At 54.7% G+C, this 12,570-nt stretch carries 11 protein-coding genes; 9 read left to right on the top strand and 2 right to left on the bottom strand.

Features of this window, described 5'->3' with window-relative positions:
- The first annotated feature begins 219 nt into the window (after positions 1-219).
- Positions 220-891, top strand: a complete 672-nt coding sequence (queE, locus tag GRH90_RS00310; RefSeq protein WP_162363905.1) for a 7-carboxy-7-deazaguanine synthase QueE — start codon at positions 220-222, stop codon at positions 889-891.
- A gap of 32 nt (positions 892-923) precedes the next feature.
- Here the strand turns inward: queE and queD are convergent, their stop codons facing one another.
- Positions 924-1,292, bottom strand: a complete 369-nt coding sequence (gene queD, locus GRH90_RS00305) for a 6-carboxytetrahydropterin synthase QueD (RefSeq protein ID WP_312857160.1) — start codon at positions 1,290-1,292, stop codon at positions 924-926.
- Positions 1,293-1,615: 323 nt separating this feature from the next.
- Between queD and cysJ the strand changes: the two genes are divergently transcribed.
- Genes cysJ through GRH90_RS00290 form a run of 3 tightly spaced genes read left to right on the top strand, consistent with a single transcriptional unit; the run spans position 1,616 to position 5,870 of the window.
- Positions 1,616-3,421 (top strand): NADPH-dependent assimilatory sulfite reductase flavoprotein subunit, encoded by a 1,806-nt coding sequence (gene cysJ, locus GRH90_RS00300; RefSeq protein ID WP_162363903.1) that lies wholly within the window; start codon positions 1,616-1,618, stop codon positions 3,419-3,421.
- Entirely contained in the window at positions 3,421-5,121 is a 1,701-nt protein-coding gene (gene cysI, locus GRH90_RS00295; protein ID WP_162363902.1) for an assimilatory sulfite reductase (NADPH) hemoprotein subunit, read from the top strand. The genes cysJ and cysI overlap by 1 nt, the downstream gene beginning before the upstream one ends.
- Before the next feature lie 14 nt (positions 5,122-5,135).
- Positions 5,136-5,870, top strand: coding sequence for a phosphoadenylyl-sulfate reductase (locus GRH90_RS00290; protein WP_162363901.1), 735 nt, complete (start codon positions 5,136-5,138; stop codon positions 5,868-5,870).
- Between the two features lie 64 nt (positions 5,871-5,934).
- Here the strand turns inward: GRH90_RS00290 and agaR are convergent, their stop codons facing one another.
- Positions 5,935-6,732, bottom strand: coding sequence for a transcriptional repressor AgaR (gene agaR, locus GRH90_RS00285; protein ID WP_162363900.1), 798 nt, complete (start codon positions 6,730-6,732; stop codon positions 5,935-5,937).
- A 386-nt stretch (positions 6,733-7,118) separates the two neighbouring features.
- Between agaR and kbaZ the strand changes: the two genes are divergently transcribed.
- From kbaZ to GRH90_RS00260, 5 genes are all read left to right on the top strand, one after another.
- Positions 7,119-8,402 (top strand): tagatose-bisphosphate aldolase subunit KbaZ, encoded by a 1,284-nt coding sequence (gene kbaZ / locus GRH90_RS00280; protein ID WP_162364256.1) that lies wholly within the window; start codon positions 7,119-7,121, stop codon positions 8,400-8,402.
- 20 nt (positions 8,403-8,422) lie between these two features.
- Positions 8,423-9,574 (top strand): SIS domain-containing protein, encoded by a 1,152-nt coding sequence (locus GRH90_RS00275; RefSeq protein ID WP_162363899.1) that lies wholly within the window; start codon positions 8,423-8,425, stop codon positions 9,572-9,574.
- 77 nt (positions 9,575-9,651) lie between these two features.
- Positions 9,652-10,524, top strand: coding sequence for a tagatose bisphosphate family class II aldolase (locus GRH90_RS00270; protein ID WP_162363898.1), 873 nt, complete (start codon positions 9,652-9,654; stop codon positions 10,522-10,524).
- Positions 10,521-11,489, top strand: a complete 969-nt coding sequence (locus GRH90_RS00265) for an N-acetylglucosamine kinase (RefSeq protein ID WP_162363897.1) — start codon at positions 10,521-10,523, stop codon at positions 11,487-11,489. The genes GRH90_RS00270 and GRH90_RS00265 overlap by 4 nt, the downstream gene beginning before the upstream one ends.
- A 1-nt stretch (position 11,490) precedes the next feature.
- Positions 11,491-12,396, top strand: coding sequence for a DMT family transporter (locus GRH90_RS00260; RefSeq protein ID WP_162363896.1), 906 nt, complete (start codon positions 11,491-11,493; stop codon positions 12,394-12,396).
- Positions 12,397-12,570: the final 174 nt, after the last annotated feature.

The raw sequence follows: 12,570 nt of genomic DNA, 5'->3' as shown, positions 1-12,570 counted from the left end.
GGCGGTTTTTCCCCTCACCGGTCATCCTGGCCAACGTCCACGTCAAACGCCTGATAAACCGCGTTCGGTGTATCCGCCATCAGCCATACCAAGGCGATGACATGATGTCCCCTTATCAGGAAAGTTGGATAGTGCAACGCCGGCAAGACAAATTTGGCCTGCTTCAGCTAAAGTGTAATAATCACTGCCCTTATAGGTAGTCCATTAATCGAGAACATCATGCAGTACCCGCTTAACGAAATTTTCCAGACGCTCCAGGGCGAAGGCTATTTTACCGGCGTGCCGGCGATATTTATCCGCCTGCAGGGTTGCCCTGTGGGCTGCAGCTGGTGCGACACCAAACATACCTGGGAAATGGACGCGCGCCAGGAGGTTCCGTTGGGGGACATTTCGTTGAAAACCGCCGATAGCGATCGCTGGGCCTCGGTGTCGCCGGAGGACATCCTGGCGGTGATTGCACAGCAGGGCTATACGGCGCGCCATGTGGTGATTACCGGCGGCGAGCCTTGTATCCACGATCTGTATACGTTGACGCAGGTGTTGGAGCAGCAGGGATTCAGCTGCCAGATTGAAACCAGCGGCACCCATGATGTGCGCTGCACCAGCCAGACCTGGGTGACGGTATCGCCCAAGGTGGGCATGCGCGGGGGGATGGAAATCCTGCCGCAGGCGCTGGAACGCGCCGATGAGATCAAGCATCCGGTGGCGCGTCAGCGGGATATTGAACGTCTTGATGCGCTGCTGGCCACGCTTGAAGACGATAAACCGCGAATTATCGCTCTACAGCCCATCAGCCAACAGGACGACGCCACCCGGCTTTGCATCGAAACCTGCATCGCCCGCAACTGGCGCCTGTCGATGCAGACCCATAAATACCTGAATATTGCCTGAGCCGGCCGCCGGTCCCAGCGTAACGGGGCCGGCTATTCTTCGCCGTGGTAAATGCAGCCGGCGGTACAGGTTTCTTTCACCACGATACCGCTTAGCAGGGGCAGGCTGGGTTTAAGCTGGTGCCAGATCCAATGGGCCAGCACTTCGCTGGTGGGATTGTCCAGCCCGGGAATATCATTCAGGTAGTAGTGATCAAGCCGATCGAGGATCGGTCGAAACCTGGCCTTCAGCTCGGCGAAATCGATCACCCAGCCGGTCAGCGGGTCCACCTCGCCGGTAATTTCTATCCGCACCATAAAAGAATGGCCATGCAACCGGCCGCATTTATGGCCGGCGGGAACGTGCGGCAAACGATGCGCCGCCTCGAAAGTAAAATCTTTAAATAACGTGGTTACCACTATAGGGCCTCTTTTCACAACATACGCTGCATGGTATCGAAATGCGGCCGATGATTCTATGTTATGTGCCGGGAACCGCCAAGTAGTTGGTCCATTTAGCGGCAATATCAGATAAAACCTGGAAAAAACGCCGTTGACCGCCGGCGCGGCGCTTAACCAGTTTAATCGATAAGTTTAACCAAAATAACTCTTTAGGCCTTTTAGTTATTTATTATTGCCATCACATCCTTTATTGATTGCGTCGCACTGAGTAACCTTACAAAATCTGATGATCTCATGATAAACGCCCGGCCATTACCGGTACGCACAAGGAAATTCGAACAGCAATGACGACTCAGGTTCCACCTACTTCTTTGCTCCCGCTGAATCCGGAACAATTAGCCCGCCTGCAGGCAGCCACCGGTGATTTTTCTCCGCTGCAGATGGCCTGGGTATCCGGTTATTTTTGGGGGCAGGTCAATCCGGCGCCCGTCGCCGGCGCCACCCCGGCGCCCATCCAGCCCAAGGCGCACGCCATCACGGTGTTGTCCGCATCGCAAACCGGCAACGCCCGCCGGCTGGCGGAGCAATTACGCGACGATCTGATTGCCGCCAAGCTGGATGTCACCTTGATTAACGCCGGCGACTATAAATTTAAGCAGATCGCGCAGGAAAAGCTGCTGCTGGTGGTTGCTTCCACCCAAGGTGAAGGGGATCCGCCGGAAGAGGCGGTGGCGCTGTATAAATACCTGTTTTCGAAAAAAGCCCCCCGGCTAGGCGATACAGGCTTTGCGGTATTCGGCCTCGGCGATACGTCCTATGAGCATTTCGCCAAGATAGGCAAGGATTTTGACCACCGCCTGGCCGAACTGGGCGCCCGGCGCCTGCTGGAACGGGTTGACGCCGACGTGGAATATCAGCCGCTGGCGGAAGCCTGGCGCCGGGATATCGTGGCGTTGCTGAAACAGCAGGTGCCGCAGGAGAGCGATGCCGAACACGCGCAGACCATCAGCGGCACGGTGGATGAAGTCGACGCCACGCCCTATACCAAAGACCAGCCGCTGGTCGCCACGCTGGCGACGTCACAAAAAATCACCAGCCGCAGTTCGCTAAAAGAGGTACGTCATATCGAAATCGACCTCGGCGATTCCGGCCTGCGTTATCAGCCCGGCGATGCGCTTGGCGTCTGGTATGAAAACGATCCGGCGCTGGTGGACGAGCTGCTGACGCTGCTGTGGCTGGACGGCGGGCAAACGGTCACCGTGGAAACACAGGCCATGACCCTGGCCGAGGCGCTGCGCGCTCATTTCGAGCTGACCCAGAACACCGCCGTCATTGTCGGGAAGTACGCCGCGCTGGCCCGTGACGAGGCGCTGCTGGCGCTAACGGTGGACAAGGAGCGCTTGCAGCACTATGCCCAATCGACGCCCATCGTGGATATGGTGCGACAGGCGCCGGTGGAGCTTGGCGCGGATCAGCTGCTGGCGATCCTGCGTCCCCTGGCGCCGCGGCTGTACTCCATTGCCTCATCGCAGGCGGAGGCCAGCGACGAGGTGCATATCACGGTGGGCGTGGTGCGCTATGAAGTGGACGGCAGGCCGCGCACCGGCGGCGCCACCGGTTACCTGGCCGATCGCCTGGCCGAGGACGACGGGGTACGCATCTTTATCGAGCACAATAACAATTTCCGCCTGCCGGCCGATCCCGACGCGCCGGTGATTATGATTGGGCCGGGTACCGGTATCGCGCCGTTTCGCGCTTTTATGCAGCAACGGGAAGCGGACGGCGCCACCGGCAAGAACTGGCTGTTTTTCGGCAACCCGCATTTTACCGATGATTTCCTCTACCAGGTGGAATGGCAGCGCTACAAAAAAGAGGGCCTGCTGACCGAGATCGATTTGGCCTGGTCGCGCGATCGGCCGGAGAAAATCTATGTCCAGGACCGGCTGCGGCAAAAAGGCGCCGAGGTCTGGCGCTGGATAGAGCAGGGCGCGCATATTTATGTCTGCGGCGACGCCAACCGTATGGCAAAAGACGTCGAGCAGGCATTACTGGACGTGGTGGCCGAGCACGGTGGCATGGATACCGGGCAGGCTGATGAATTTTTAAGTGAGCTGCGCATTGAGCGCCGTTATCAGCGGGACGTCTACTGATGAGTGACAAACAACCTACTCCTCCCTTGTCCGATAATGAACGGCTGAAAGGGGCAAGCAATTTCCTGCGCGGCACCATCGCCGAGGATCTGCACGATGGGCTGACCGGCGGGTTTAACGGCGATAATTTCCAGCTGATCCGTTTTCACGGCATGTACCAGCAGGACGATCGCGATCTGCGCGCCGAACGCGCTGAACAAAAGCTGGAACCGCTGATCAACATGATGCTGCGCTGCCGCCTGCCGGGTGGGATCATTACCCCGCAGCAGTGGCTGGGCATCGAGGCTTTTGCCGCCGAACATACGCTTTACGGCAGCGTGCGCCTGACCACGCGCCAGACCTTCCAGTTCCACGGCGTGCTCAAACCCGATCTCAAGCAGATGCACCAAATGCTGCACGGCCTGGGGCTGGATTCTATCGCCACGGCGGGGGATGTAAACCGTAACGTGCTGTGCAGCGCCAATCCGGTGGAGTCGGTACTGCACCAGCAGGCTTATGAGTGGGCGAAAAAAATCTCCGAGCATCTGCTCCCCAGAACCCGCGCCTATGCCGAGATCTGGCTGGACGGCGAGAAAAGCGAAACTACCGATCAGGAGCCGATCTTAGGGCCCACCTATCTGCCGCGTAAGTTCAAGACCACGGTGGTGGTGCCGCCGTTAAACGACGTCGATCTGCACGCCAACGACCTTAACTTTGTCGCCATCAGCGACAACGGACAGCTGGTTGGGTTTAACGTGCTGGTGGGCGGCGGCCTGGCGATGACCCATGGCGATAGCTCCACCTACCCGCGCAAGGCCAGCGAATTCGGATATATCGCGGCGGAACATACCCTGGCTTTCGCCGAGGCGGTGGTGGGCACCCAGCGCGACTGGGGCAACCGCTCCAACCGTAAAAACGCCAAAACCAAATATACCCTGGAGCGGGTCGGGGTCGACACCTTTAAAGCGGAAGTGGAACGGCGCGCCGGCATCAAATTCGAACCGATCCGGCCTTATCGCTTTACCGAACGCGGCGACCGTTTCGGCTGGGTCAAGGGGATTGAGAACCTCTGGCATTTAACCTTGTTCATCGAAAACGGCCGTATTCTGGATTATCCGGATCGGTTGCTTAAAACCGGCATGGCGGAGATTGCCCGTATCCACAAAGGCGATTTCCGTCTCACCGCCAACCAGAACCTGATCGTGGCGGGCGTGCCCGCGCGCGATAAAGCCAAGATTGAGGCGCTGGCGCGCAAATACGGCCTGATTAACGACAGCGTCAGCCCGCAGCGCAAGGCGTCCATGGCCTGCGTGGCGTTTCCCACCTGTCCGCTGGCGATGGCGGAGGCCGAGCGCTTCCTGCCGCAGTTTGTCACCAAGGTGGAGGGCATTATGTCCACCCACGGCCTGGGCAATGACGAAATCATCCTGCGGGTGACCGGCTGCCCGAACGGCTGCGGGCGCGCGATGCTGGCGGAAATCGGCATGGTGGGCAAGGCCGTCGGCCGTTATAACCTGTACCTGGGCGGCGATCGTTCCGGCGAGCGTATACCGCGCATGTACCGGGAAAATATTACCGAAGACGAGATTCTGGCCATTATCGACCAGACCGCGGGCCGCTGGGCCGGCGAACGCCATGCGCAGGAGTCCTATGGCGATTTTGTTATCCGTGCCGGCATTGTCAAGCCGGTGGTTAACTCAGCCCGGGACTTTTACGATTAACCGAGGGGCGTGCTATGAGCAGTCTGAACCTGACCGAACTGAATGTGTTGCCGAAAGAGGAACAAACGGCGGCCCTCGCCGACATTAACCGTCATCTGGAAACCCTGACGGCGGAAGAACGGGTGGGCTGGGCGCTGGCAAACCTGCCCGGCGAAACGGTTTTGTCCTCAAGCTTCGGCATCCAGGCGGCGCTGTGCCTGCACCTGGTGACCCGTCAACGGCCGGATATCCCGGTGATCCTGACCGACACCGGCTACCTGTTCCCGGAAACCTATCGGTTTATCGATGAGCTGACCGACAAGCTGGGCCTCAATCTGCGGGTGTTCGGCGCCGAACTCTCGCCCGCCTGGCAGGAGGCCCGCTATGGCAAACTGTGGGAGCAGGGGGTGGAAGGCATTGAGAAATATAACCAGATCAATAAAGTAGAGCCGATGAACCGCGCGCTCGGCGCCCTTAAGGCGCAAAGCTGGCTGGCCGGCCTGCGCCGTGAACAGTCAGGCAGCCGCGCCCACCTGCCGGTGCTGGCGGTCCAGCGCGGGGTCTTTAAGCTGCTGCCGATTATTGATTGGGATAACCGCCAGGTATATCAATACCTCAAGGCCCACGCTCTCGGCTACCATCCGCTGTGGGAGCAGGGCTACCTGTCGGTGGGCGATACCCACACCACACGCAAATGGGAGCCGGGCATGAGCGAGGAAGAGACGCGCTTTTTCGGCCTTAAAAGGGAGTGCGGGCTGCACGAGGGCTGAAAACGGCTGTGCCAAGCAGCAAGAAACAACGCCGCCGGATGATTAAAATATCCGGCGGCGTTTGCTATTCAGCATCGACGAGTAATACGTCAATACCTTTATCGGTGAATATATCCAGTAGCGATGGGGAAATATTGCTGTCGGTAATGATTTTATCCACGCTGTCGATACTGATGATTTTATGCAGGCTTATGCGATAAAATTTCGAGGAGTCGGTCACGACGATAATTTTTTTCGAGGCATCGCACATACAGCGGTTCAGCCTGGCTTCATCTTCATTATGCGTCGTCACCCCCATCAACGGGTCCAGCCCGTCCACGCCTAGAAACAGCATATCAAAATGATAGTTTTGCAATGAGATTTCGGCCTGGCTGCCAAAAAAAGACAATGAGTGCCGCCTGAGACGGCCGCCGGTGACTAATAAATCCACCCCCGGGGCATCTAACAGCGCTTCCGCCACATTCATGCCGTTTGTCATGGCAATCACATCTTCATGACCCCGTAGCTGGCGCGCAATTTCATAGGTGGTGGTGCCGGAGTCGAGGATAATCGTGCTGCCCGGCGTGATGAGCGAAGCGGCAAGTTTGCCGATGCGCTCCTTGATGGTGGAGTTTTCCGAACGCTTGGCTTCAATTGACCGCTCTGCTTCCACAACAGGAGCGGGGCATAACATGGCCCCGCCATAGGCGCGGGTGGCGACACCCTGTTTTTCAAGAAATGACAGATCGTTGCGGATGGTCACCGTCGACACATTAAAGTCCGCAGCCAAAACGTTAACCTGCACGCTGCCCAGCGCCCTGAGTTGACCGACAATTCGTTCGCGCCGCGCGCTGGTCGTCAGCGTTTTATTGCCAAGACTCATAACATCGCATCCCTCATACCGCCGTCCACTCCCGGAACTTGCCAACATTGAGCTAAAAAGCCGCGCAGGGATCTGCCGGACCTCATGCCTGACACACCTTTCATTCCCTTACGTCTTGCTTATCAAACGCTATTGTAGCCACCCCCCAAGGAGATGTCGACTCTTTAACGTTGCCCCGCCCCAGCGGGATGAATGCGTGTCGTACGTCCCGATGACAAGCGGCGGGCCTGATGTCTAGCGGGGTCAAAACAAACGTAATGCAAAATATTATCTTTCGTTTAATTATTTTATGATCTTCTTCACAGAGGTTGATCTTTTGTTTTCTTTCTTTATCGTCATGGTGTAATCTTTTTTCAACACACCGAAAGATGGAAAACGCAATGGCAATGGAAACACAAAGCGTAGCGTTACAAACGCTGCTAACCCGGCACAAACAGGGTCAACCGGTCGGCATCTATGCGATTTGTTCGGCGCATCCCCTGGTGATCGAGGCCGCCCTGCGGCATGCGCAGGCGGAAAACACCCTGCTGCTGATAGAAGCGACCTCCAACCAGGTCGACCAATATGGGGGTTATACCGGCATGACGCCGGCCGATTTTTACCAGACCATCATGGCGCAGGCCATCGCCATGGGTTTTGACGTCACCAAGCTGATTCTGGGCGGCGATCATCTGGGGCCAAACCGCTGGCAGGGGCTTCCGGCCGCGGAGGCCATGGCTAAAGCGGAAGCGCTTATCGCGTCCTACGTGGCGGCGGGATTCAAAAAAATCCATCTTGATTGCAGCATGGCTTGCCGGGACGACGCCGTGCCGCTCAGCGATGAAATCATAGCCGGGCGTTCCGCCCGCTTGGCAAAAATAGCGGAAGATACCTGCCACGATACCTTCGGTTGTCACGATATCGTCTATATCATCGGTACGGAAGTGCCGGTTCCGGGCGGGGCCAAGGAAAACCTGCGGCAACTGGATGTCACCTCGCCGGCTGCGGCGGCGCGCACCATCCAGGCGCACAGCGACGCCTTCGCACGGCGGGGACTGGGAGATATATGGCCCAGGGTGGTAGGATTAGTGGTGCAACCCGGCGTGGAGTTTAGCCATACCCAGGTAATCGATTATCAACCTGAGCTTGCGTCCTCGTTAAGCCGGATGATCGAACAATATCCCCATTTGGTGTATGAAGCGCATTCTACGGATTATCAACGTCCCCAGGCTTACCGGCAGCTGGTGCGGGATCATTTCGCCATCCTCAAGGTGGGTCCCGCGTTAACTTTCGCCCTGCGGGAAGCGTTGTTTGCCCTTGAGCGCATCGAGAAAGAAATCATCAGTCAAGGCCGCTGTGAACTACGCACAACCCTGGAGCGGGTCATGCAGGAGCAGCCGGAGTATTGGCTGCGGCATTATCACGGCGATGAAGTCGAAAAGCGAATTTCCCGCCGGTATAGCTATTCTGACCGCATAAGGTATTACTGGCCGAATGAAACGGTGCAACGCAGCTGCCAAAAATTGATACTCAACCTAGAGAATGCGGTTATCCCCCTACCATTATTAAGTCAATATTTGCCTGAGCAATATGCCAGGGTAAGAAATGGCGAGCTAGCGCTTAATCCCAAGAATCTTATTCTGGATAAAATCATTGATGTCATAAAAATATATTCATCAGCATGTAATTAATTATTTAAAGGAATAGATAAATGACCCAATCTGCACCAACATCTTATAATCTGGACTATGCCACCGCGCAAGAGATTATCCAGCAGCCGGCCACCTGGCATAAAACGCTGCTAATGGTTGAACAGGAAAGAAGCCGTATAGATGCCTTTTTACAGCCGTTATTGGCCCAGGCCGGGTTACGGATTATCCTGACCGGCGCCGGGACCTCGGCTTTTATCGGCAAGATCCTGGTGCCGGCGCTTACGCCCAAATTGAATTTGCGCGTAGAGGCCATTCCCACCACCGACCTGGTCAGTAATCCCCTGGACTATTTTTCATCCGGATGTCCGACGCTTCTGGTCTCTTTTGGCCGCTCGGGCAATAGCCCGGAAAGCGTGGCGGCCGTAGAATTGGCCAACCAGACTGTTAAGCAATGTTTCCATCTCATTATTACCTGTAATGAAAGCGGCCGGTTACATCAGCGCTTTGCTCACAGCGCGAATACGCTCTCATTATTGACGCCGCCGGAAACGCACGACCGGGGTTTCGCCATGACCAGCAGTGTCAGTAACATGATGCTGGGCTGCCTGGCGGTTTTTGCGCCCAAACAGTATAACCGCGAGAGTTTTTTGCCCATTATCGAAAATAGCCAACAGATTATCGCGCAGTATTTGCAACGGCCGGCGCCGTTATTTGGCCAGGATGATTTTAACCGCGTGGTCTACCTCGGTAGCGGCGGATTGCAAGGGATCGCGCAGGAGTCGGCCCTGAAGATTCTCGAGCTCACCGCAGGAAAAATCGGTACTCTTTTTGATAGCCCGACCGGTTTTCGCCATGGACCGAAATCAATCGTAGACCGGAATACCCTGGTGGTGGTGTTTATTTCTAATTCAACCTATACCAGAAAATATGATCTGGACTTGCTAGCCGAATTAAGAAATGACAACGTGGCGCGCAGGGTTATTGCCATCGCCGATAAGAACGCCGGGGAAATCAGCACAGGGGAGCATCTGTATTTACCGAAGACCACTAATGCCGATGACGCCCATATCGGTTTTTGCTATTTACTCTACGCGCAAATATACGCCTATCTGACGTCCTTGAAATCAGGCGCCTCGCCGGACAATCCTTCTCCCACCGGCGTGGTGAACAGAGTCGTCGAGGGTGTGGTTATTCATAAACTGAAAATATAAAGCAAGCTAGCCCTAAGCCAAGGTTAGCAGAATAACTTAGGACATGACAAATCATGTCGTAACTCAGGGTATAAATTATGCGCATGATATCCACGAAATATTTATTGGCACGAGCAAAAGCAGAAAATTTTGCCGTTCCCGCTTTTAATATCCACAATGCCGAAACTATCCAGGCGGTGCTAGAGGCATGCCATGAACGCCAATCGCCGGTAATCCTGGCCGGCACCCCCAGCACCTTCAGGCATATCTCTTTTAAGGATCTTCACGCCCTCTGCCAATCTTTTGCCGGTACCTTTGATATACCCATAGCGCTGCATCTGGATCATCATGAAGCGCTTGCCGATATCCGCAATAAAGTTTTTGCCGGCGCCCGCAGCGCAATGATTGATGCCAGTCATTTAAATTTTTCCGGCAATGTTGCCTTGGTGCGGGATGTAACTTCTTTTTGCCATAAATATGACTGCAGCGTGGAAGCGGAGCTGGGCAGGCTAGGCGGCATCGAAGACGATAAAGACGTCAGCGCCGGGTCAAGCTTTCTTACCGATCCGGATGAGGCGGCGGCGTTTGTTAATCTTACCGGTATCGATAGCCTGGCCATCGCTATCGGCACGGCGCACGGCCTGTACAAAGACAAGCCGAAAATAGATTTTGAACGGCTGGAGACCATCAACGACAGGATTGATATTCCGATCGTATTACACGGCGGCAGCGATGTGCCCGACGAGTATATTATCCGCGCCGTTAAACTGGGCATCTGTAAAGTTAACGTCGGCACCGAGCTGAAAATCGCCTTTGCCGGCGCGGTGAAAAAGTATTTTGCCGCTAATCCCGAGGCTAATGATCCCCGTTTTTATATGCGTGAGGGCATGGATGCCATGAAAGAGGTCGTCTACAGCAAGATCCGGCTTTGCGGCTCGGCGGGAAAACTGGTTATAGGGAGCGAATCATGATCTTCCTGGGGGTCGACGGTGGGGGGACCAAAACGGCCTTTGTGCTGATCAACTCGGAGGGCGTGGTTTTGGCACAGCACGAAACGTCCACCTGCTACTATTTAAACGTTGGGCGCGAAAACAGCAGAACTATTATTACCAACGGTATTGTCGAAGTCTGCCGGCGTGCCGAAATCGTTCCCGACATCATTGATTACTCTTTTTTTGGCCTGCCGGCCTACGGCGAGGTATCGGCGGACGTTGCTTTTCTTGATCAGATTCCCTGCGCTTTGCTCAGCGCCGATAAATATCGCTGCGATAACGATATGGTTTGCGGCTGGGCGGCAAGCCTTGGCTGCCGCGACGGCATCAATATCGTTTCCGGTACCGGCTCGATCGCGTATGGCGAGCATAACGGAAAAACCTCCCGCTGCGGGGGATGGGGGGAGCTGTTCAGCGATGAGGGTAGCGCCTATTGGATCGGTTGTAACGCCCTCAATCTATTTTCAAAAATGTCCGACCATCGGCTGAAGATGGATATTCTGTATGATCTGATCAAAAGCAAATACCATATCGATGTCGATCTTGATATCAACGATCTGGTGTTCAATAAGTGGCAAGGGGACCGGACTAAAATAGCGTCGGTTGCCAAGCTAGCCTATGAAGCGGCGGTCGAGGGCGACAAAGAGAGTTACAAGCTTTTTTGTACCGCTGCCAGGGAACTCGCCATGATGGTGGATTCAGTCCGCAAGGAGCTGGAGTACTCACCTAACGAGACGGCCCTGGTGTCGTTTACCGGCGGTGTTTTTAACTGCGGTGATATTATCCTTGACCCGTTTATTCATGAGCTTGCTAACCTCAGCGGCAACTACCTGGTATGCCAACCCAAATATAATCCCTCAATGGGGGCCGCTATTTATGCCGCAAAGATAAGTGGCAATCCCCTCGATGGCGCTGTTCTCAATAAGCTTAAAATTGGAGAATAAAATGAAAAGCAATTCGTGGATTATTTATACCTTAATGGTGGTATTAACCTGGGGCGTTTGGGGCGGTGTGAGCGCGTATCCGACACAAAAATACAGCTTCCCCGATCAATGGGTCTATATCATATGGTCAATCACCATGCTCATTCCCTGTTATTTTACGCTGAAAGGTAAAAAAATTGATTTTTCCCCGCAGGCGATACTTTACGGGCTGGCGATTGGTTTTACCGGCGCGGGCGGGCAGTTATTACTGTTTAAAACCCTGGGCATGGGCGCTCCGGCCTATCTGGTGTTCCCCATTATCTCGATTTCACCCGCGATTACCGTGATAATGTCGCTGGTGTTGTTGAAAGAGCGAATCAATTTTCTTGGCACCATCGGTATAATCCTGGCGCTGTTATCGATACTCGCCTTTAGCATTAGCCAGGGCGATGGTACGACAATAAGCGGGTCACTGTGGTTACTATTTTCAGTTATTATTTGCCTGGCCTGGGGGCTGCAAGCGTTTTTTATGAAAAGGGCGTCCAACAATCACATTGAGGATAGCGCCATTTTCTTTTATATGACGTTGACCGGCCTTATCCTGGCTCCCATCGCCTATGCCATGATCCCTGATAAAAGCGGCGGTTATCCGGCGGCCGCCTATCTTATTACCGCCGCCACCCAGGTATTGAATGCCGTCGGCGCCTTATTCCTGGTCATGGCGCTGTCCAGGGGAAAAGCCATTATCGTGGCGCCTTGCACTAATGCGCTGGCCCCGGTCCTCACCGCGGTAATATCATTGTTATTGTACCAGACCCTGCCAACGGCTTACGCTTTGACCGGCACTATCCTTGCTATTACCGGTTCCACTATCATGGTCTATTCCGAGGAGAAAAACAGTACCGCGACGATACAACCCCAGCTTTGATTTACGGCAATATTAGTTTTAATTTAATTATCAACCTGTAAAAAATTGACGGCCCTGATTGCTATTTTAAATGGCGACATATCTTTATGCGGAAAAAATTTAGTTAAACATATTATCAATCATTTTCAATTTATCAATTGGTCTTTTTCAAGCTGGTTTTTTCTGCTGCAGAAA

This window comes from Acerihabitans arboris, from assembly GCF_010131535.1.
In the GTDB taxonomy this organism is placed as follows: Bacteria; Pseudomonadota; Gammaproteobacteria; order Enterobacterales; family Enterobacteriaceae; genus Acerihabitans; species Acerihabitans arboris.
This window is presented reverse-complemented; position numbering and strand designations above follow the sequence as displayed.

Coding starts and splice junctions, on each gene's coding strand:
- queE (WP_162363905.1), top strand. CDS start 220: ATGCAGTACCCGCTTAACGAAATTTTCCAGACGCTCCAGGGCGAAGGC.
- cysJ (WP_162363903.1), top strand. CDS start 1,616: ATGACGACTCAGGTTCCACCTACTTCTTTGCTCCCGCTGAATCCGGAA.
- cysI (WP_162363902.1), top strand. CDS start 3,421: ATGAGTGACAAACAACCTACTCCTCCCTTGTCCGATAATGAACGGCTG.
- GRH90_RS00290 (WP_162363901.1), top strand. CDS start 5,136: ATGAGCAGTCTGAACCTGACCGAACTGAATGTGTTGCCGAAAGAGGAA.
- agaR (WP_162363900.1), bottom strand. CDS start 6,732: ATGAGTCTTGGCAATAAAACGCTGACGACCAGCGCGCGGCGCGAACGA.
- kbaZ (WP_162364256.1), top strand. CDS start 7,119: ATGGAAACACAAAGCGTAGCGTTACAAACGCTGCTAACCCGGCACAAA.
- GRH90_RS00275 (WP_162363899.1), top strand. CDS start 8,423: ATGACCCAATCTGCACCAACATCTTATAATCTGGACTATGCCACCGCG.
- GRH90_RS00270 (WP_162363898.1), top strand. CDS start 9,652: ATGCGCATGATATCCACGAAATATTTATTGGCACGAGCAAAAGCAGAA.
- GRH90_RS00265 (WP_162363897.1), top strand. CDS start 10,521: ATGATCTTCCTGGGGGTCGACGGTGGGGGGACCAAAACGGCCTTTGTG.
- GRH90_RS00260 (WP_162363896.1), top strand. CDS start 11,491: ATGAAAAGCAATTCGTGGATTATTTATACCTTAATGGTGGTATTAACC.